Raw genomic sequence first — 20,619 nt, forward strand, 5'->3', positions numbered from 1 at the left:
CAATACTGTATGTGTTTGCAACAGCGTCAGTTATGAACTTTTTATGGAGGTCAGCAGATGTTCAAGTATTTAGAAATCGATTTTTTATGAAGTCTATGCTACACTGCTGTGATGTAAACCGCTGATTTTCTTTATATATATTTATTTAGCACATGATGCAATTAAACATCTATTGGTTAAGGAAGGAATTGAGAGACAAAAAAAAGAAGAGCTCTTTTAAAACAGCTCCTTTTTCATGTTCATCTATATAAGTGGGGATTTTTTTCTCGTTTGATAGGTCCACCTTTGGCCATATGCCACTCAATGACACGGTCGGTTAAACGATCATATACGTCATCTTCTAAATAGGGATCTTCTGCAGAGGTAAGCAAAGTGTGAACATCTGCTTTTATTTCTGCTAAAACATCTGGGCTAAATACCGCTGGGTCATTTAATACTTCTAGCATATATAATACTAGCATCTCAAATCCTTTATCCCAATTAGCATTTCCGTTGCCTTGAGCTTCACAGCGAAGCTTTTCAATGGCTCGAATGGCCTCTCCTTCTACGACATCCGACTGCCCGTTTCTCGGGACATATTTTAACCATAGTTCTCTTGCTTCTTCAAAATATTTCATTCTACACTCCTTCTCTCAGAACTTTATTCTTTTTTATTTCTTTGATTCATTGTCGTTCCAAAAACAACGCCTAATGATGTCCCGATTGCAATACCAAATCCAAGATTGTCCGTCAGCATTCCAAGTGAAACTCCCATTGCAACGCCCAGACCTAACCCTACTCCTAGATAATCTGTCTCTTTCTTGCCTTCAGACAAAAAACCACTCCTTTTTCCTGCCATTTTATTTATACCTTTTATACGTAAAAATGCCGCTGGAAGTTTCATAAAAATGGAAAAAAGCAGTTAGTTTAACTTTAAATGATAAGCTGATAAACGGCAGCTCCGAGTAACAAAATCGATGAAAGCATCCATACAATCCCGAATACATATATTGATTTACGTGCAATGTGTTATAAACACAATCTCTCATCAGAAAGATAATAATAACTCAACAGGAAAAGTTAGCCAAAACGCAGGCTGAATATTAGCATCACTACTTCAGCCCAGGCTCTTGGCAGTTCTGGGTTACCTTTGGCGCTTTCATTTTACCTTTAGTTATTCTCTATTTTTTAATTGATCGAAAAAAAGCCTTTCATTTAGGGTTAGGGTTTTGCGACTTTAACGTGCACGTTTGGTTTTACTATAGTGATACCGCCGGCGTTTATAACGGGCTTTGGACATACCCTTATCAAATGAATACCGTTATACCCGTAAGCTTTAGCCTAGATGCTTCGCTTATTCCCATTACTTTTATGCTTCTTTATCAATGGATAATTAATCATCATAAAAATTACTATTTATATACAACTGCTCTTTGCCTTTTTCTCGCTTTTATTTTTAAACCGCTGTTAGAAATGCTAGGCTTTTCTCAACTGCATGAATGGGTCACTTACGGCCATCTATTCGTGTTCTATATCAGCGTGATGCTGCTATCGAAATGGATCACTAATCTGTTTCTTTATTTTGAAAAGCAACATTAAATATAGTAAGTGCACTCAAAAAAACGTAAGCCTTTTTAAAAAGACCTTACGTTTTTTGTGATTGTTTTCCTTACTGGTTGTCTGCTTCATCAAAAGAAAGTAGAGTAACTAAATCGTAACCAGCCTATTTTTCTTGTGTTAATTTAGAACATACTGTATTTAGAAATAAAAAAACTTTTTTATTCGGCAGCATTTCAGCATGGAATTTGATTTTTACTACGCCCTGCTCAAATTAGAGTTGTATAAGTCCATTAAACTACTGAAATCATCTAACAATGGGCAGTGACCGACACCTTTCATAATTTTTAACGTTGCATTTTCCCCTATTCCTTCGGCGATGTCAGATGCATCTCTTGTAGAAACCATCTTATCTTCATCTCCTTGAATAACCACAGTAGGAATCGTAATTTTATCTACCTCTCCTGTTCCTTGAACAACACCGTTAAAATCATTTGAAATATTAAACCTCATGAGTGCGTAGTTTATGTCAATTAAATTTCGCTGCTTGATCGTTTCTTGTAAATACTTTTCAAATTGATCAGCAGACGGCTTATTTTTTGTATATAGAAATTGACGCAGCATCATTTTTAAAAACCACGTGTTTTTTGTTTCTTTCGCGTTTTCTACCATTCTAAATGCTTCTTTTACTTCTTCTTTAGTTTGTATAAAGTTATTAGGAATAGGCAGTTCTAGAAAAGTTCTTCTTGGGATGGGATAGCCTTTGATGTTGACAGAGCTTAAAAGAATTAAATTTTTGGCATCATGGGGATAATCAATTACATACTGCATGGCGACTGCTCCTCCTAGTGACCAGCCGCTTATTGTAAAAGCAGACAGCTTTAAAGCATCTGCAAACAGCTTGACATCATCTGATAAGTCTTTGATTGTGTGGATAGGCGTATGATAAGTGGAGTCTCCAAATCCTCTTAAATCGATTGCATAAGCTGTAATATGTTCTGGAAGTTCATTCATTAATACATCCCAGTTAAGGGAAGAATTCATGTTTCCGTGAATTAACAAAAGTATCTCTTTTCCGCCCTTTTTCATTCGATAATTTACTATTTCTCCATTTGATAATTCTACTTTTGCTTGTTCTAAAGCAGGTACGGTCATCGCTATTTTCCTCTTTTCTTATATAATTAGAACGATAGCTAGCATTTATTTTTACATACCCTATTTATCAAGATTTAAGCAGTTAGAAAGAAGTCATGCAAACACAAATATGATTCTATATCATTCTATTTGATAAAAAAGGCAGCCAAATATGCTATTTGGCTGCCTTTTTATGGTGAAAAAATATACGAATGAGCAATAAGGCCATTATTTTTTCGGTGCGTCCAATGCTTGATAGGCAAGCTGATATTTTCCGCCTTCAGCAACTTCTGCATGGTACAGAGCTTTAAGAGCAAAGTTCTTTTCAAGGCTGTGCTCTTTCATCAATCCATTCAGCTTACCTTGCAGTTCTTGATTTTCTTTAATAAGCTGTTTCATCTGTGATTTTAGATATTTCATGGTGTGTTCCGCTCCTTTCACTTGATGAATCTTTATCAAGTATATCACTTAAGGATAAAATCGTGATAAAACGACTTACGATTGAGCGATTAAATTTGTACAGCTCTGTTCTTTAAGCGACCTACAAGCGGAACGACGATGATACCGGCTATGACAACTTGCATCACATTTCCCGGTATAGAGCCAAGCGGAACTATCCAGTTACCGTAAAGAATTACTTCGGCAAAATAGTAGCCTACGATTTTTACAATCAGCGCAGCGGCAACTGCCAATGTGTTGACAAGTACTCTTTTACCAGGTGTTTTTTCGGATATAAGGCCTGCTAAAAAGCCCATTGCCCCTACGATAATGAACGTAAACGGCGCCCATGCTGTCCAGCCGGAGATGAGATCGAATAACCCCATTCCAAAAGCCCCCGCGATGGCTCCTGTTTTTTTACCGTAAATAAAGGCTGCTATAAAAAGAGGAACGTTGCCTAAATGGATGAGGCCTCCGTTACCCATGATTGGAAGCTTTATGTTAATAAACATTGTAGCTACAAACGTCAATGCAATAAAAAGTGCATGCATAGATAAAGCTTTGATTTTGGTTGATTCTCTTGGTGAGTATGTTGAATTCATCTGTTGACCTCTTTCTTTTTTTACTATTATCATACTCCTATTTAGATACTAAATAAATATGTAAAACTATTTATTTAGTAAGGTATATAATTCTAGCAGCACATAGAGCTTCTTCTACCAGACTGCACCTCCTGATTTTTGTTATGATGAAGAGTCTGTTTGGGCATACTGCAAGCAACGTATTCTTTTTCAAGAGTTGACGAAGATTGATAAATATGAGAAGTTATATGTTTGTAGAAGTGAATGGAATAACCTAGAATTTCAGCGGAACCTGTTCCTACAGTTGTACTGATATTCATAAAGTCCGTTCAGATTGTGGCAAACACGATTTTTACATATAGCAAGCAAGTTATAGGAGGAGCAAGAATGGATAATAACGATATTCTAATTAGATTAAGATATGCTCTTGATTTAAAAAATACAGAAATAGTAGAGATCTTTAATCTTGGAGGAGTGGAAGTAACAAAAGAAGACGTATTAAAGATCCTTACAAGAACACCTGACGAGGAGGATGAGGATGCAGTTCATGCCGACGAACATATCTCGTGCACGAACAGTATGTTAGATTCTTTTTTAAACGGTTTTATTACCTTTAAAAGAGGAAAACAAGACCCTAAACCAGGCCAAGCACCTCCAGCGCCGGTTCACAGCAATCAAAATATGTATAACGTCTTGTTAAAGAAAGTAAAAATTGCTTTATCATTAACAAGTGAAGAGATGTTAGAAATATTTGACGACGGTGGAATACGTGTGTCTAAAGGAGAATTAGGCGCTTTGTTAAGAAAAAAAGGCCACAAAAATTATAAAGCGTGCAAAGAGAATTTTGCACGAAAATTCCTAAGAGGCTTAACGGTACAATATAGAGGATAAAATGGTACACACCTTTTTAAATCAGACAATCCATTACGAAATACGATATAAAAACCGAACCTCTTTTGCAATAAAAGTAGACGGGTATGGGACAGTTGAAGTCCTTGCGCCTAAAGATACTTCTACTGAACAAATACGTACGTTATTAGAGAACAACTGGGCATTGATTCAGCAAAAAATAACCGAAATGAAAGATAGAACGCATGGACCAAAAGAGAAAGTCTATGAACACGGAGAAAGCTTTTTATATTTAGGAAAAAATCATCCGATACAGATTCATCACGACTCTAGCATTATAAAGGATTCTGTAGTGTTTGAAGCTGACACGCTGCAGATTTATCTCAAGCAGCGCGACGATGAAGCGATAAAACAAGCGCTCAAACGCTTTTACTATCAACAATGTAAAGCGCTAGTAACCAAAAGCATCGCCTCCTATCAAAAGCATTTCAAGACAAAGCCGCGCTCCGTCTCGATTTCAGATAGCAAAAAAACGTGGGGCACGTGTGATTCTAAGCGCCAGTTAACCTTTAACTGGCGACTCGCAATGGCACCTCAGCACGTAATTGATTACGTAGTGGTTCATGAAATGTGCCACATGGGTCACATGAATCATGACCGGTCCTTTTGGCGTCTGGTTGGGAAAATCATGCCCGATTATCGTGAACAAGAGAACTGGCTGGAAATGTCCAGCTGGGAAATGACGGTGTAGCACCGCTAAATAAAAAAGAGCAGCAGCCTTCAGGGCATACTGCTCTTTTCTTATCTTTAACTATAGCGATATTTTCTTAAATCTTTCAAAATAGAAATTTGTTTTAACAATTCTTCTCCGACGTTTGTTTCTAGAACCATTTTTCTTTCTAGTTCTTTGTCGACCAATCGCTTTACAGACAAGACGTCCGTTCCTTCTAATAAAATCTCTTCTTTTGAATTAAAGTGTTTGTGAGCGACTAACTGCATGCCGTAAGAATTATATAATAACGTGTATCCAGCGATGCCTGTTGTAGATTGATACGCTTTTGAAAAACCGCCGTCAATAACAATCATCTTTCCGTTTGCTTTGACTGGATTTTCTCCTTCAATCTCTTTGACTGGCGTATGACCATTGATAATATGGCCATGATCTGGATTCAACTTAAATTCTGCGAGGATGTTTCGGCAGACTTCCTCATTTTCCCGTAAATAGTAATATGGATTCTTTTTCTCTTTATGCGTTGCCTTATCACTGATAAAATATCTTTCAAACGTCGTCATTGCTCGTTTCCCGAAGAGTGATGAATATTCTCCCGTCCACAGGTACCAAACCATATCTGTTGCTAAATCATCCGTTTCTTCAGGGTGTGCAAAAGCCTCTTGTAAATAATGTTCAAACACATCAAGTAAATTTCGGCCTGCATACGTTTTATCTTCAATCGTCATTTTTTCCATGTTTCCTTCTTCATCTAAAGGAATGCAGCCGTGTATTAATAAGTTTCCGTTGTATTTCAAATATAGGCTGCCTTTTTTCATTAGAAACTTCATATGTCTCGCTAGCTTTTCCGAATGCTGTACAGAAAGTAACAATCTTTCCATTACGTGCTCTTCTTCTTCTAATAACTGATCAGGCTGCGCCGGATTAACTGTTGCAAAGCAGCTGTTTTCTAGCGGATACGTGTTTCCATATATCGTAATTTCGTTTTTGTCATAATCAATTTTTTCAAGTAAAAGTCTTTCTGACATATTAAAGAAAGGACGCCTTTTTATAATCGGACTTTCAAGCTTGAACTGAATCATCGCAATGGCCTGATGAATTTTAGTAATTTGCAGTCGTTCATGATCTGATAATTTGTCACTCGAGCTCACTTTTGGTCTAAAAGCAGGATTATCATCATAGTATTTCTCGGCCAGGTTAAGCAGAGGTCTCAGATTAATTCCGTATACGTCTTCAATAATATCTAGATTGTCGTATCTTGCGCAGATACGGATAATATTGGCGAGACACACTTTTGAACCCGCAAAAGCGCCTAGCCATAGCACATCGTGATTTCCCCACTGAATATCAACGGAGTGATAGTTGATCAGCGTATCCATAATTTTATCCGGCTCCGGCCCGCGGTCATAAATATCCCCTACTACATGGAGATGGTCAACAACCAATCTTTGCGTCGTATAAGCAAGACCTACGATAAGCTTATCAGCCTGTCCTAAAGAAATAATCTGCTGAACAATTTTCGTGTAGTACTGTTCTTTGTTTGTAAATTCATCCGTTTTGTATAGCAGCTCTTCAATGATGTACACAAATTGAGTTGGCAATGCTTTACGCAGTTTAGAACGCGTGTATTTAGAAGAAGCGTACGAAATGAGACTAAGCATACGATCAATAATTTCTGTATACCATTGATAGAGTTCCTTTTTGTTTCTAAACTGCGCTTTAATCAACGGCAATTTTTCTTCAGGATAATACACCAATGTAGCAAATTCATTGATTTCTTGGTCAGATAATACATTTTTAAAAAGGTCTTTAATTTTCTCTTTTACATTCCCTGAACCATTTCGCAGCACGTGCTGAAAAGCTTGATACTCGCCGTGTAAATCACTGACAAAATGTTCGGTCCCCTTTGGCAGATGAAGAATAGCTTCAAGGTTAATAATTTCGGTTACCACTTTTTCTTCACTATCATACTTTTGTGCAAGTAAATCTAGATATTTTGTGTTCAAAACTATGTATCCCCTTTCAACGTTCACCATTTAGTATAATCACCGTTATAACTTAGTAAGATAAATTGTGATTATAATGTTACGCACCTCTTATTTAACTCTTTCCTCTTCATGCCTCACCCCTTTATTTTAACCTATTTTAGGTATAGGTAAAATGGTATAAAGTCTATTTGTCTATAAAGATTAACCGGTCTTTCCCGTTTAAAGATCAAAACTAGCTGATCACATAAAAAAACCTGCTGATCTCAGTCAGCAGGTTCGATACATATGAAAGAAGCGCACATAATCAAGAAAGATCACTCCGACTTCTATACAATAACAGACTTTTTCTTCCCTGGCTGTGAGAAAACTCACAGCGTCAAATCCTTGCTGATGTTACGATAAATATGACCTTTCTGAAACAGGAAAAGTCATCCTTTGTATTATATAAGAACCATCATTCTGTTGGAATCTCTGTTCTTTTACGTTCAGAGATTTTTTCTTTCGGCTTTGTTAAAGGACTAAATTAAGAAAGGAAATTTAATACAAAAACATATGATATACTTAGGCTATCTGTGTTCACTGTATAAATTTGGTTCACTCACTAAGGAGATGATCGTATGTGGCTTTTAATAGTAGTTATTGCATCTATTTTAATATGGAGTGCAGTCTCAAAAGAAATTGTAAAATCTTCGAAAGAAAAAAACAAAGGAAAAATTATCACGTTAATATCCGCAGGTACCTTATCAACCGCAGTTCTGACCGTTTCACTTTTTCAGAATATCCAGCTTTAAAAATGGTCTCTGAACATGAAGGATTATTTTGATAAGTACATAATTTATAATGCGAATGCTAGATTTACCAAAATAGATTTTATTATAAAAATAAAAAAAGCAGCGGATGCGATAGGTCACGCTGCTTTTCTTATCTCCACAACCGAAACTAAAAAGATGGCTGTTGTAGAGTATTAGTACAAATGTACGGATTTATTCAGCTTAGTGAATATTATTCTTTCTGAAATTACCGCCTTTAACTTCCGCTACGTCATATACCGTAACAAAAGCCGTCGGGTCAATTTCGTTGATAATTTCTTTCATTTTGCTTTCTTCTAAACGGTTGATTACACATGTGATTTCCTTGAATTTTTCATGAGAATAACCGCCGTAAGCTTCTTTGTATGTAGCGCTTCGACCTAAACGATCACGTATTGTCTCTACCATTAATGCCGGCTGAGAAGTGATAATCTGGAAGGTTTTCGAGCCGCTTAGCCCTACTTCTACGATATGAATAACTTTAGATGCAATAAAGTATGCAATCGCAGAAAGAATCGCGCCTTGCAGGCCAAATACTAATGAAACAAAAATAAATACAAACGCATTTAAGAACAAAATAAGATCACTTGTTCCAAACGGCAATTTTCGAGAAAGCAGCACAGCTAACATATCGATTCCATCTAAGGCTCCGCCATTACGCAGTGCGATTCCCATTCCAAAACCAAGAATAATACCGCCAACAACGGTTACGAGTAGTGTATCTCCTTCAATAATCGCTGGAGTGTGATGCATGAGGCTTGTACCGACAGCTAATGAGACAATTCCGAGGATTGAAAAGATGGCAAAACTTTTCCCAATTTGTTGATACCCTAACCACACAAAAGGAATGTTAATAACGGCAATGAGAACCCCTAGCGGCAAGCCAAATAGGTTTGAAGCAACGATACTAATGCCTGTTACCCCTCCATCTGAAACATGGTTTGGAATTAAGACAGTTTCTAAGCCGTAAGCTGCAATAATCCCTCCGATAATGACCATTAATGCTCGGAAAGCAATTTTTAGCCGCTTAGGCCTGTTGTGTTTTTTAATTGTGTTCATATAATTCCTCACTTTTAAATGTTTTTTACTGTTTAAGTGTACCACAAATATTCTCTTTATTTGAACTGAGGAGGCTTATGAATCTCAAGTAGCGTCATTTTCTGACGTAAAAGTAAACCTCTATTTATGAAAAGAGCCTTTTCTCCATTCGAAGAAAAGGCTCTTATGAGTATTCACATCTCAAGCAGCATTTTTAGGAATGAATGGACTGCTTATCATTTAACTTATTTTTCTGTTTGCTCCGTGTGCCACCATAATGCATCTTTCGGGTTTTCAACCGCTTCATTATATTCGGATTTAGAAGCAACCGTTGGATATGAACCTTTCAGTGATTTTCCTGCCGTGTTCGCAAACAAGAATAATATCACGAAAAATCCGATGATGCTCACGATAGTCAGATAGAACGCCGGAGCCAAGTGATTGCCTGTTGCGTGAACTAACCATGTCGCAACTAATGGCGTCGTTCCTCCAAATATAGAAACCGAAACATTAAACGTAATCGCTAATGTACGATAGCGAATATCTGTATAGAACATTGTTGGCAGCGTCCCTGGCATTGTTCCTTCATACGTAGCAAGGAAGATACCTAGGATAAGGATACCAATTGAAACAAAGATTAAGCTGTTTAAGTTGATTAAATAGAACGAAAAAGCTGATAGTAGACTCAATCCGCCTAATCCAATCAAGAAAACTTTCTTGTTCCCGATTTTGTCACTCAGTTTTCCAAACAGAAGGGCAAGCGGCACCATTAGAATCATGATCGCCGTAATTAATACCGTACCAACCGTGTTTGATAAACCAATGATTTCATTTAAATAAGACGGCATGTACGATAATAACATGTAGTTTGTAATGTTAAAGAAAGCCACGGCTACAAAACAAACAAACACATCTTTTTTGTGATTTTTTAAAATAGAGAGGAAGCTTTCTTCTTCAACTTCATCTTCTGAATTAGAAATTTCATTTTCAAAAATAGGTGTTTCCCCTAAACTGCTTCGTAAATAAAAACCAATTAGTCCTAAAGGTAAACCTAATAAGAAGGGAATTCTCCAGCCCCATGAGGCCATTTGTTCATCTGACAGAAGAAGAAATAGTAAGCTAGCTAGCAGTGAAGCGAGGATATACCCAGCAAGTGTACCGATTTCTAATCCACTTCCAAGCATATTACGCTTATTATCTGGAGACGATTCTGCAATATACACCATCGCACCAGCATATTCACCACCAGTTGAAAAGCCTTGAATAATTCGTGCAATTAATAAAAGGATGGGTGCCCATACACCGATTTGATCATATGTAGGTAATAACCCAATGAGTAATGTGGAAAAGGCCATTAAAATAATGGTGGTGGTTAAAACGACTTTCCTTCCTAACTTGTCTCCAATTTTACCGAATATAATACCGCCTAATGGACGCATTAAAAAGGCAATCGCAAATGTAGCAAATGTGAATACTAATTTGAGCTGATCATTTTGAACTGCGCTAAAAAAGTTTTGACTAATAATAACAGCTAAATATGAATACAAGCCAAAGTCAAACCATTCCATCGCGTTTCCTACTCCCGTAGCAAAGACGCTTTTTTTAGCTTTATCAATATCTACGACGTTAATTTTTTTCTTGTTAAACTTCATTTCATCACGTCACCTCCGCGGTATACGATTATACAAGACTGAGTAGTAAAGTCAAATTTGACTTACTTTATTTCACACTTAATTGCCTTGGTATACTACTTATTTTTAAGTAAAAAACGAAAAATATTCATGTAACGTTAAATATAAAAAAGGCTATAGCTAAGGGGGTTAGAGCCAACAAAATGCTGAAGAATGAACGTTGATAAAGAAATTAATTAAAAATAAAATATTTTTTTTATTTCAGCCTAAATCAAGTTGCAATCCATCTCTACTAAAGAAGCAATCTTTACCAAACATAGAAAACGCTTTCTATGAGGCTTCACTCGTTGAAATAGTATCTTGTCGTTAAAAATAATGCATTTAGTTTATAATGTGCTCGGCAGTAATTTCCACTCAGATTATCTGACAATTATTGTTATAATCTGTTAGAGATAGGCTTCATTTTTACAATGAATACACCGTTTCTCTTACAAAAATTAGGTAGACTAAAAATAAACATAAAGCTCTTTTTAGTTTATTTAACCTTTTGCTCGTTCTAACAGTTGTAACAATATATGATTTGATCCATAGAACAAAACTTCAAGAGTTGGCTGGGGTTCTAGGGATAAAAATTCAGCTCCTTTCTCCGAATAATCGTTCATAGCTTCATGTAAGTCTTCTACTATAAAATATAAAAGCAAGCTGGTTTACAAGTGACTTTTGGCATATTCTTCAAGTAGAGTAATATAGCAAATGAGCTCAGCTTCCTCACCAAGCTATTTTTCAAGCTGTAAATATGCCCTCTTTCTTTTTTTAGATACCCCATAAGACGAACTTTAAACCTAAATATAACCGTATAGTTTTGAATATAAAGTTTCACGATCGTTACAATTATTTACATATTATTAATATTTTACATTTTATTTATGATAAATAAAAATGATCTATAATCTACTGAGTGCTGTATTTTTTGAAAATTACTGATTTTTCTCATCTTCTTATTTAAAATGAGAGAGAAACTAACTGCTATATTCTTGGACTTTATTACATTCTCAAAGACGATAAAATCAGGTTTTATTTTCATGGAATTACTTTTTATGATAAGTCACACTTCTTTAACTGAGGTCACCTTTATACCTGTCACTTTGTGTAAAGACCCTAAGAAGGGACTTATAACATGTTATAAGTCCCTTCTTATAGGTCCGAAACTTTTATCTCACCTGCCTCTGCTTTCAAAGAAACATACTGATACAAGATAGAACCCTATTTTTTAGTTTTCTTTTTTATAAGTAATACTCGTTTGCCCGTCGATACTCACAGGCACTTCACCAACCAAGGTAACTCGTCTCATAACGCGATGCTTTTCTCCGTAGTCATTAATTGCATAATGCTGGGTTGCGCGGTTATCCCAGATAGCAATATCACCAGCTTTCCAATGCCAGCGAACTGTGTTTTCTAATCTTGTGACATGATCTTGCAGAACCGAAAAAAGATGATTGGAATCCGAAGAAGATAACCCTTTGATTTTTTTTACAAAATGTCCTAACACTAACGTACGCTCTCCCGTTTCGGGGTGAATTCTTACAACTGGATGTTCTGTTTCATAGACAGTAGAAGCGAATACTTTACGATGACGTTCCAAATCTTCTTGTGAACGATTAGGATGTCTTCCGCCATAATCATAGTCATTCGTATGCACTGCCCAAAGTTGATCAGCTAGCTGACGAAGCTCTGAAGGGAGATTTTGATAGGCAACTGCTGTATTTGCCCAAACTGTATCCCCTCCTGCTTCTGGAACGACTACGGCTCGAAGAATAGATGCCTTTGGGTATGTATCGATGAACGTTACATCGGTATGCCAAGAATTAGCTCGTCCTCCTTGTTCGGAATCAAGTTCGAATAAATAATTGCTGCCTTCTTTTATAGGAACGGTAGGATGTGCTTCTGGTTCACCAAATAACTTAGCGAAAGCCTCTTGTTCAGCATCGTCAATATGCCCTTGTCCTCTAAAAAAGACCACTTTATATTTTAGTAGAGCTTTGTTAATGGCACTGACTGTCTCGGTATCTAAATTCGAAGATAAATGCACTCCTTTTATTTCTGCTCCAATGTGACCAGCGATAGGCTGTACTTCTAAAACCGAATTTTTTGCTGCGCTTTTGCTAACTGTACTCATGATACGTCCTCCTCGTAAGTTCCCTAAAAAGAGAGCTTTCATTTTTTAATAACAAATTCATTTTCTCGAATATAGCCGTGTTCCTAAAAAACAAAAAGGACCAGTCCATTCGCTTGAGCGATAGTCTGGCCCCAGTTGCCTGGTAGCATTCAGCTTTAATTCATAGTAAATCAATTTGTTTAATTGAATAATAGATGACCAACATATATAAGTCAATATATTTAAAATAATCTAAATTTTAAGTTTGCTATTTTTTATGTAAATAAGATAAAATTAAAAAATAGATCTCCTTTTAAGCTGTTTAAAGTCGGAGATCTATTTAGGTATTTCTTACTTTATTTTTTAGTAAGGCTGCCATTTCGCTCTAAAATAGGTACTTCAATATCTACTGTATTTGGATATTTAACTCCAAGTCCTGTATTTAAAGCAACAACCGTTTCGTTTTCTTTAATCCATCCTTCTTCTCGTAAACGGCGTGCAGCTAAGAATGTAGCAGCACCTTCAGGGCAAATGAACGAACCTTCAAGCTGCGCAACCTTTTTTTGCTCTTCAACAATCTTATCTTCTTCAACTGCAATAGCACATCCATTTGTATTGTATACTGCCTTTAAAACAAGAAAGTCTCCGATCGCTTTTGGTACGTTGATACCAAAGGCAATGGTTGAAGAATCTGGCCAAAATTCAGATTCTTGTTTTCTCTCATTCCATGCTTTTACAATAGGCGCGCAGTTTTCAGCTTGTACCGCCACTAAACGAGGAAGCTCACCTTTAATCCAGCCAAGCTCTTTTAATTCATTTAACGCTTTATATATCCCTATTAAACCAACGCCTCCTCCTGTTGGATATAAAATCACATCAGGAAGATTCCAAGAAAACTGTTCAGCAATTTCTAGGCCCATCGTTTTTTTACCTTCTATTCGGTACGGCTCTTTAAGCGTAGAAGCGTCATAAAGACCCCAAGCTTTAATAGCCTCACCGACAATTTTGCCAGCATCACTGATGAGTCCATCTACTAAGTAAAGGTCAGCTCCAGCGACAGCACACTCATTTCTTGTAATGACAGGCGCATCTTTTGGCATCACAACGGTTGCTTTTATTTCAGCACGTGACGAATAAAGCGACCAAGCAGCTCCGGCGTTACCATTTGTAGGCATCGCTAACTGTTCAACGCCCAGTTCTTTTGCTTTTGATACACCCACAGCGGCGCCTCTAGCTTTAAATGACCCGGTTGGAATAATGCCTTCATCTTTCATATATAAGTTTTGAATGTCCATTTCTTTACCTAGCTTAGGCATTTTTATAAGCGGAGTCATCCCTTCACCTAAGGAAACTACGTTTTTTGGATCTTCTACCGGAAGCAGTTCATGATATCTCCATAAATTCGCTTCCCTGCTTTGAACAGCTTCTGGAGTTAGGTTAGCTTTCAGCCTCTCTAAATCATACGCTACCAATAGCGGTGAGCCGCATTCACATAATTGATGTTTTTCTTTTGTACTATATTCTTTTTTACATTTAGGACAATATAAGTGAGACACATAACTAAACGGCATCATACACACTCCTTTAAATTCTATAAACATAATACTCTATATAAAATATAATTTATATTATTTTTATCAGAATTATAAGGTATAATTTACCCATCATTTTATTGAATATTAAAAAAGTATAAAAACCTATTAAATTAGGGTTTTTATGCTTCTTTCTACGTTAGTTATATTACTTTTCTAGGATTAATCTCAGTAATTTTAAATAAAAACGTGAAAACCACACATAATTCATACTTTAATTATAGGACTAATTATTTTAGACCTTTTAGCAAATGCATTTATATAAGAAGCAGTGACTGCCCTTCGGATTTCAGCAACGAAAACTTTACTATTATTCAGAACGAAATTTACTTAGCAAGACCTCTCTTAAACTATTCGGCAATGCGTCTACTTACAGAACTCTATCCAGCTTTTATACATATGTTTAACTTTGTCAAAGTGTCTTTTTTATAAGGTATTGACATTTTAGTAAGGTACCTTTATTATTTTGTAAGGTACCTTATCTTTTTTAAAAAAATAGGTCATTGCTATCTTATTAAGAGGATAAAATTTTTTGTGCAGATAATTCTAACGTTAAATTAGCAAGGAGGCTTTTATCATGAATGAAAGAGATAACGAATATTTACACGAGCAAGATTTAATTGATCGATTTTTCAGGTTCCAGAGACAGCTGGCAAGATATCAGCGATACTACTTTATCAACAGAAGAGATGCTGGAGCATTAGGCGATCAGCACCGAGGGCAAGGACGGATATTAAAATTATTAAAATTGCAGCCTAAAACTACACAAAAAGAGCTGTCGTACTTACTGGACATGAGACCTCAGTCAATAGGTGAATTACTTAGTAAGTTAGAAAGAAAAGGTTATATTGTTCGTACACCATCTGAGAAAGATCGGCGAGTACTTTCCGTTGAGCTAACAGAAGCTGGACTAGAGGCTATCGAGGCTACAGAGGAACAAAACAATAACTCAGGCATCTTTGATGTTCTTTCAGAAGAAGAGCAAGATACTCTTTCACATTTAATGCAAAAGTTAATTACTTATTTAGACGAAGAAATGTTAAAACAAGGTCATGATGAAGGCCAAGAATTTCGACGTCATAATGACCTACGAGGATTTGGACCTCACCATAGATTCTTTGGTGGTGATCCAGAGCACGGGCCAAGGGGCTTTGGGCGCGGACCTTGGGGAGACGGTACTGAATCTAGAACACCGAGATTCAGAAATAGAAACCCCCGAGAAAATAATAGAGATAATAACGAGAAATGATTCACATGCTGTTTAGTGATTATTTCTAATAATTTCATGAGAGGAATCGCAATATGGAAAACATCTCAAATGTTGGAGAACAAGTTTTAAATAATAAAAACAATAAAATATTAGTAATGACTGGATTAATGATTGGGATTATTTTCTCTGAGCTTGATGAAACGGTTGTAAATACAGCCATGCCAACGATTATACGTGATCTTGGCGGATTATCTATGTATGGCTGGGTTGCAGGCATCTATATGCTAGCGCTATCTGCTTTCATGCCTATACTAGGAAAATTAGCCGATTTATTTAGTCGAAAAAAGTCTACTTCGCTTCTATGGCTTTCTTTATTGGTGGCTCCATTATATGCGGGCTTTCTCATTCCATGATTATGCTTTTAATTGGACGAGGAATTCAAGGACTTGGCGCGGGTGGCCTAATGCCATTAGCCATGACGATATCGAGTGATTTGTTCCCTATTGAACAACGAGCAAAAGTTCAAGCGTTTATGGGTCCAGTTATGTTTATCCCTATGCTTTTAGGGCCGCTAATGGGAGGCTTTTTTGTAGATCAAGCGAGCTGGCATTGGATTTTTTTCGTGAATATTCCAGTGGGATTAATAGCAGTCATTTTTTTAGCAAGTGGGTTAAAAGAAACACATGAAAGAAAAAAAGTAACAATTGATTGGGCTGGAGCCATTCTTCTAGTAGCTGCGATCATTTCATTATTAATTACGCCTGTTTTAGTCGAGAACGAAGGGTATACGTGGAGCTCTCCATTCATCATTTCGCTACTATGTGTAGGCGTACTTTTAATTGGTCTTTTTATTTGGGTAGAATCAAAAGTGGTTGAACCTATCGTACCGCTGCATCTATTTAGAAATCGTAATATTTTAGTATTATCACTGCTTGTTTTTACTGTAGGCTGTGGATTAATGGGCTCATTCTCATCTTTCCCTTACTTTGCACAAAATGTATTAGGCCTTACCCCTACGGAATCTGGGTATTTAACTTTGCCCATGATGGTAGGTGCTGTTGCAACCTCAATCGTTTCTGGGTTTCTATTAACAAAAGTGCGGTATCGCGAATTATTCGTGATTTCTTTCATTATGCCTGTTATTGGTTTTTATTTATTTTCCAAATTAAATATTAGCACCACTACCCTACAGGTTATCATTTTCTTTTTCATCACGGGGCTTGGCTTAGGGGTCATGTTTGGCGGAGATAATCTAATTGTTCAAGAATCTGTAGAAAAGGAACACAAAGGGATCGCATTAGCAACAGTTCCATTGTTTCAGTCTATCGGCGCAACTGTGGGAGTAAGTATGTTTGGTACGCTATTATCCTCCACACTTACTTCAAAGCTAAGTAGTTTAGGCGATGAACTGCCGAAAAGTATGGCAGATAATATGAATAGCCTAGCAGCAGGAGGAATTCCAAATGGTCTTACTCCAGAATTATTTATGAAAATTAAAGTTTTATTTATTGAATCATTTCAGCATATCTATACTTACGCATTTGTGCTTACAATCATTGCATTTGTTTTATGCTTCTTTCTAAAAAAAGAAGTGCTATCTTCAAAATCAGAAGAATAATAGATTATTGGCTTAGTTGGCTGTCAAGAAAAGGTTTCGCTGCAATGATTTCTAAGTTAACGCATGTATACAAGAAGCAGACAGTTTATAAACTGTCTGCTTTTTATTATCTCCATGAACATAATCACCGGAGAATTTCGTCTGAGAAAAGGTTATTTCTATTAGCTATGAGTAAATTCCCTTTAAAATATTTCATACACTATTAATTAGTTACCCTGAGGTCATCTATCCAGAGTAAGAAACAGTACCTTTAACCCCTCCAACTTATTCAAACCTAAATCCAATTCCACCGTCTACAATAATATTTTGGCCCGTAACAAAAGATGCATCATCAGAAAGAAGCCATTTTACTGCTTTTGCCGCTTCAAGCGGATCACCAATTCTGCCTAACGCGTTTAGCTTTTGATAGGATTCCTTGAGCTTTACTTTTTCCCCTGAAGATAGAGCTGAAAATTTTTCTTCTAGCATAGATGTCCGAAATGCACCGGGGCACAGAGAGTTAATTCTTATATTTTGATGGCCATATTCTTGAGCAACTGACTTCGTTAAAGCGATCACACCGCTTTTCCCAGCCGCATATACGCCAGTCCCTGCTGAACATAAAATAGCATCCATTGACGATGTATTAACAATGACACCGCTGTTTTGTTTGGTCATTACCTGCAGCTGATATTTCATACAAAGCTATACACTTTTTAATGTAACGTTAATTAAATGATCAAAGTCTTCTTCTTTGAATTCATGCGTAGCATTAGAGGAAACCTCCTTGTTAGCCGCATTGTTAAAGCCAACATTGATTTTTTCAAATGTAGAGTATGTTTGGCTAACAAGATTTTTTACATCTTGACTATTCGTTACATCCGTTTTAATAAAAATAGATTGAGGAGACCACTTTCTTAATATAGAAAGAGCCTCTTCTCCTTTTTCACTATTCCTAGAGGCTATAACAACAGACATACCTTCTTTGGCTAATAATTCCGCTGTAGCTAAACCAATTCCAGACGTTCCACCTGTAATAATACCTACCTTTTCTTCAAACATGTATTTCTCCCCTTTTGCGTTCAATGAAATCCGAACAAATTAAATCTAGTAACACCAGTCATAAGAGTTATTTAGCTTTGTATAGGCTAATACCTGCTTCGAAACAATAAAAAGAGCACCCAATGAGCGTATTAGGTGCCCGTGCATGATAAGCTAGCTACTAACTTGATTATGTGGAACAGATAAAGTCATCTTTTGTTCTTCTCTTAATTTTTGTAACTGATTTCCTAACTTCAACTCATTTACCTCTATAACTAGGGCAACGTGTAAATAGAATCTGCTTGCCTTAAGCTTTCTCGTTTTCCATAATTCTAACATATTGTGGTAAAAAAGAAATAAATAGTTAATGAGGTGTATTAAATTCTGCATGTTCAAAGATCTTAAAGCAACAATGATAAAAATAGTGAGAATTCTCATGTGTAAAAAATGAAATAATACACTTTTACCTCTTCCCTTTATTGTTTATACTAAATATTGGATTGTACGAACATAGAAACAAAAAAGGAGGCAAAATTACGATGGAAATGCTACTTATTTATATATTTGTTGTAGCTCTTATAGGATTTATTATTTGGAGAAAAATAAAAAAGAAAAATAAGCCCATTAAAAAGAATGGACTTGGTATATTAGCGCCTATTTTTTTCATATTGATTGCATTTTCACTTAGTCTAAGTCAGATGATGCACATACCAGGCCAACCATTTCACTTACCTCCCTACTGGGAAATGATGATTGCTGGTTTATTAGGTATTATATTTGGACTCATTATGCTCAGCCAAACAGACTTTGAAGTAAGAGAAGATGGCTTCATTTATTCAAAGCCAAATAAAAATTTTAAATATGTGATTATCGCTATTATCTTCATAAGAATGGCATTAAGCCAATACTTCAAAGGCTTAGATTCCATAGATTTCACTGTCTTAACAATGACACTAGCTTTTATATATATTGTTATTTGGAGAATTGGCAGCTATCTAAAATTCCGTAAATTAAACGGGGATAGTTACAGCGTAAATGCTGGGTAATCACGAATATTACCTGTGACTAAAAGATCCTTCTTTCTGCTTGGAAAGAAGGGTCTTTTGTCATAGTGAGTAAAATTCCCACGTGTTGTGTAAGATAACATATATGTTGTATAACGCAATATATCTTTTTTATAACAGTAGTCTCTATATAAATAAAGCAGATTAAATTAAAACTGTACCTAATCACCCACTATTTGATTTACAGGTATATTATGAAAGGAAGCGTAACATGACATTTATCAATTCTGTAACGGGCCCAGTCCATACGTCAGAACTAGGGCTAACGTTAATTCATGAACATATGCGCGTTCGTTCTGAATCTGTTTATGCACAGTTTCCTCATTTATATGATGAGGAACAAGAAGTTGAATAAGCAGTAGAACAAGTAAATCGTGCGAAGAAACTCGGAGTTAAAACAATCTGCGATCCTACGGTGATGGAACAAGGGCGCGATATTCGCTTTATTGAACGAATTGCCTGTAAAACGGACACTCAAATCATCGCAGCTACAGGAATTTATACGTATAACTACATCCCTACCCACTTTCAAACTCGAAGCATTGACTATATGGCAGAGCTGTTTGTTAGAGATATAGAAGTAGGTATTCAAAACACATCTATTAAAGCTGGGTTTTTAAAATGCGCCACAGATGCACCTGGTGTAACAGCTGATGTAGAAAAAGTAATGCGTGCCGTAGCACGGGCGCATAAAAAAACGGGCGTGCCGATTATGACGCATTCACATCCTGCAAGCGGAACAGGCTTAAAGCAGCTTGACATCTTACTCGAAGAAGGAGCTAATCCAAATCAAATTCTTATTGGACATACAGGCGATACGGATAACCTCGAGTATATTTTAAATATCTTAAATCAAGGTGCCTTTATTGGAATGGACCGATACGGCCTGACAAGAGAATGCTCAATTGAAAACAGAAATGAAACGGTCTTTGAATTAGCTAAACAAGGATATTCAAACCGCATGTTTCTATCACAAGACTACTGCTGTACAATGGATTGGTTTCCAGAAGGCGTAATCGAGGAACGTTTTCCAAAATGGTCGATGAGATTTGTGTTAGGAGAAGTCGTGCCGGAATTAAAAAGAAAAGGCGTAACGGAACAGCAGATTCAGCATATGCTTTTCGATAACGCTCGCTGTTGGTTTGAAGGAAAGTAATGAAGACATACAATACGCCCTCTATAAGTTGAATAAAAAATTTATAGAGGGCGTATCCATTCAGTTTATA

The 20,619-nt window shown here is 36.4% G+C and carries 17 protein-coding genes and 3 pseudogenes; 9 read left to right on the forward strand and 11 right to left on the reverse strand.

What is annotated here, in order from left to right; all coding sequences use genetic code 11:
* Positions 1–239: 239 nt before the first annotated feature.
* A complete protein-coding gene (locus tag ACLHDF_RS01325) occupies positions 240–617 on the reverse strand; it encodes a hypothetical protein (protein ID WP_413917246.1) in 378 nt (125 codons plus the stop codon).
* Between the two features lie 23 nt (positions 618–640).
* Positions 641–814: a hypothetical protein gene (locus tag ACLHDF_RS01330; RefSeq protein WP_413917247.1), complete on the reverse strand. Its 174-nt coding sequence runs from the start codon at positions 812–814 to the stop codon at positions 641–643.
* A 407-nt stretch (positions 815–1,221) separates the two neighbouring features.
* Here ACLHDF_RS01330 and ACLHDF_RS01335 point away from each other — a divergent pair, with 407 nt between their 5' ends.
* Entirely contained in the window at positions 1,222–1,578 is a 357-nt protein-coding gene (locus ACLHDF_RS01335; protein WP_413917248.1) for a CBO0543 family protein, read from the forward strand.
* Positions 1,579–1,794: 216 nt separating this feature from the next.
* On the opposite strand, the gene ACLHDF_RS01340 is transcribed toward ACLHDF_RS01335, so the two are convergent.
* The 3 genes from ACLHDF_RS01340 to ACLHDF_RS01350 form a co-directional block, all read right to left on the reverse strand.
* Complete coding sequence (locus ACLHDF_RS01340; protein ID WP_413917249.1) at positions 1,795–2,691, reverse strand: alpha/beta fold hydrolase; 897 nt, start codon at positions 2,689–2,691, stop codon at positions 1,795–1,797.
* 207 nt (positions 2,692–2,898) lie between these two features.
* Positions 2,899–3,090, reverse strand: coding sequence for a hypothetical protein (locus ACLHDF_RS01345; RefSeq protein WP_413917250.1), 192 nt, complete (start codon positions 3,088–3,090; stop codon positions 2,899–2,901).
* An 89-nt stretch (positions 3,091–3,179) separates the two neighbouring features.
* Entirely contained in the window at positions 3,180–3,710 is a 531-nt protein-coding gene (locus tag ACLHDF_RS01350; RefSeq protein WP_413917251.1) for an ECF transporter S component, read from the reverse strand.
* A 366-nt stretch (positions 3,711–4,076) separates the two neighbouring features.
* Between ACLHDF_RS01350 and ACLHDF_RS01355 the strand changes: the two genes are divergently transcribed.
* Positions 4,077–4,580, forward strand: coding sequence for a DUF1456 family protein (locus tag ACLHDF_RS01355; protein WP_413917252.1), 504 nt, complete (start codon positions 4,077–4,079; stop codon positions 4,578–4,580).
* Position 4,581: 1 nt separating this feature from the next.
* Positions 4,582–5,289, forward strand: a complete 708-nt coding sequence (locus ACLHDF_RS01360) for a M48 family metallopeptidase (protein WP_413917253.1) — start codon at positions 4,582–4,584, stop codon at positions 5,287–5,289.
* A 56-nt stretch (positions 5,290–5,345) separates the two neighbouring features.
* Here the strand turns inward: ACLHDF_RS01360 and fbp are convergent, their stop codons facing one another.
* The gene (gene fbp / locus ACLHDF_RS01365; RefSeq protein WP_413917254.1) at positions 5,346–7,274 is read right to left on the reverse strand and encodes a fructose-1,6-bisphosphatase; all 1,929 of its coding nucleotides are present in this window, start codon (positions 7,272–7,274) and stop codon (positions 5,346–5,348) included.
* Between the two features lie 599 nt (positions 7,275–7,873).
* On the opposite strand from fbp, the gene ACLHDF_RS01370 reads away from it, so the two are divergent.
* On the forward strand, positions 7,874–8,047 hold the full coding sequence (locus tag ACLHDF_RS01370; RefSeq protein ID WP_413917255.1) for a hypothetical protein: 174 nt from the start codon (positions 7,874–7,876) through the stop codon (positions 8,045–8,047).
* Between the two features lie 201 nt (positions 8,048–8,248).
* On the opposite strand, the gene ACLHDF_RS01375 is transcribed toward ACLHDF_RS01370, so the two are convergent.
* The 4 genes from ACLHDF_RS01375 to ACLHDF_RS01390 form a co-directional block, all read right to left on the reverse strand.
* A complete protein-coding gene (locus ACLHDF_RS01375; RefSeq protein ID WP_413917256.1) occupies positions 8,249–9,124 on the reverse strand; it encodes a YitT family protein in 876 nt (291 codons plus the stop codon).
* Positions 9,125–9,348: 224 nt separating this feature from the next.
* Complete coding sequence (locus ACLHDF_RS01380) at positions 9,349–10,755, reverse strand: MFS transporter (protein WP_413917257.1); 1,407 nt, start codon at positions 10,753–10,755, stop codon at positions 9,349–9,351.
* Between the two features lie 1,249 nt (positions 10,756–12,004).
* The gene (locus tag ACLHDF_RS01385) at positions 12,005–12,910 is read right to left on the reverse strand and encodes a TauD/TfdA dioxygenase family protein (protein WP_413917258.1); all 906 of its coding nucleotides are present in this window, start codon (positions 12,908–12,910) and stop codon (positions 12,005–12,007) included.
* Between the two features lie 335 nt (positions 12,911–13,245).
* Positions 13,246–14,460, reverse strand: a complete 1,215-nt coding sequence (locus ACLHDF_RS01390) for a threonine synthase (RefSeq protein ID WP_413917259.1) — start codon at positions 14,458–14,460, stop codon at positions 13,246–13,248.
* Positions 14,461–15,058: 598 nt separating this feature from the next.
* Between ACLHDF_RS01390 and ACLHDF_RS01395 the strand changes: the two genes are divergently transcribed.
* Positions 15,059–15,730 (forward strand): MarR family winged helix-turn-helix transcriptional regulator, encoded by a 672-nt coding sequence (locus ACLHDF_RS01395; RefSeq protein ID WP_413917260.1) that lies wholly within the window; start codon positions 15,059–15,061, stop codon positions 15,728–15,730.
* 179 nt (positions 15,731–15,909) lie between these two features.
* Positions 15,910–17,309 (forward strand): annotated as a pseudogene (locus ACLHDF_RS01400) (MDR family MFS transporter).
* A 264-nt stretch (positions 17,310–17,573) separates the two neighbouring features.
* Here the strand turns inward: ACLHDF_RS01400 and ACLHDF_RS01405 are convergent.
* A pseudogene (locus tag ACLHDF_RS01405) lies at positions 17,574–18,350 on the reverse strand (SDR family NAD(P)-dependent oxidoreductase).
* 518 nt (positions 18,351–18,868) lie between these two features.
* Between ACLHDF_RS01405 and ACLHDF_RS01410 the strand changes: the two are divergent.
* From ACLHDF_RS01410 to ACLHDF_RS01420, 3 genes and pseudogenes are all read left to right on the forward strand, one after another.
* Positions 18,869–19,375 (forward strand): CcdC protein domain-containing protein, encoded by a 507-nt coding sequence (locus ACLHDF_RS01410; protein ID WP_413917261.1) that lies wholly within the window; start codon positions 18,869–18,871, stop codon positions 19,373–19,375.
* Between the two features lie 229 nt (positions 19,376–19,604).
* Positions 19,605–19,748: a hypothetical protein gene (locus ACLHDF_RS01415; RefSeq protein ID WP_413917262.1), complete on the forward strand. Its 144-nt coding sequence runs from the start codon at positions 19,605–19,607 to the stop codon at positions 19,746–19,748.
* Positions 19,749–19,763: 15 nt separating this feature from the next.
* Positions 19,764–20,549 (forward strand): annotated as a pseudogene (locus ACLHDF_RS01420) (phosphotriesterase); the annotation flags it as partial.
* Positions 20,550–20,619 lie beyond the last annotated feature (70 nt).

Origin of the sequence: Priestia megaterium (genome assembly GCF_046599315.1) — a bacterium.
GTDB lineage: Bacteria > Bacillota > Bacilli > Bacillales > Bacillaceae_H > Priestia > Priestia megaterium_F.

Coding starts and splice junctions, on each gene's coding strand:
- ACLHDF_RS01325 (WP_413917246.1), bottom strand. CDS start 617: ATGAAATATTTTGAAGAAGCAAGAGAACTATGGTTAAAATATGTCCCG.
- ACLHDF_RS01340 (WP_413917249.1), bottom strand. CDS start 2,691: ATGACCGTACCTGCTTTAGAACAAGCAAAAGTAGAATTATCAAATGGA.
- ACLHDF_RS01345 (WP_413917250.1), bottom strand. CDS start 3,090: ATGAAATATCTAAAATCACAGATGAAACAGCTTATTAAAGAAAATCAA.
- ACLHDF_RS01350 (WP_413917251.1), bottom strand. CDS start 3,710: ATGAATTCAACATACTCACCAAGAGAATCAACCAAAATCAAAGCTTTA.
- ACLHDF_RS01355 (WP_413917252.1), top strand. CDS start 4,077: ATGGATAATAACGATATTCTAATTAGATTAAGATATGCTCTTGATTTA.
- ACLHDF_RS01360 (WP_413917253.1), top strand. CDS start 4,582: ATGGTACACACCTTTTTAAATCAGACAATCCATTACGAAATACGATAT.
- ACLHDF_RS01370 (WP_413917255.1), top strand. CDS start 7,874: ATGTGGCTTTTAATAGTAGTTATTGCATCTATTTTAATATGGAGTGCA.
- ACLHDF_RS01375 (WP_413917256.1), bottom strand. CDS start 9,124: ATGAACACAATTAAAAAACACAACAGGCCTAAGCGGCTAAAAATTGCT.
- ACLHDF_RS01380 (WP_413917257.1), bottom strand. CDS start 10,755: ATGAAGTTTAACAAGAAAAAAATTAACGTCGTAGATATTGATAAAGCT.
- ACLHDF_RS01385 (WP_413917258.1), bottom strand. CDS start 12,910: ATGAGTACAGTTAGCAAAAGCGCAGCAAAAAATTCGGTTTTAGAAGTA.
- ACLHDF_RS01390 (WP_413917259.1), bottom strand. CDS start 14,460: ATGCCGTTTAGTTATGTGTCTCACTTATATTGTCCTAAATGTAAAAAA.
- ACLHDF_RS01395 (WP_413917260.1), top strand. CDS start 15,059: ATGAATGAAAGAGATAACGAATATTTACACGAGCAAGATTTAATTGAT.
- ACLHDF_RS01410 (WP_413917261.1), top strand. CDS start 18,869: ATGGAAATGCTACTTATTTATATATTTGTTGTAGCTCTTATAGGATTT.
- ACLHDF_RS01415 (WP_413917262.1), top strand. CDS start 19,605: ATGACATTTATCAATTCTGTAACGGGCCCAGTCCATACGTCAGAACTA.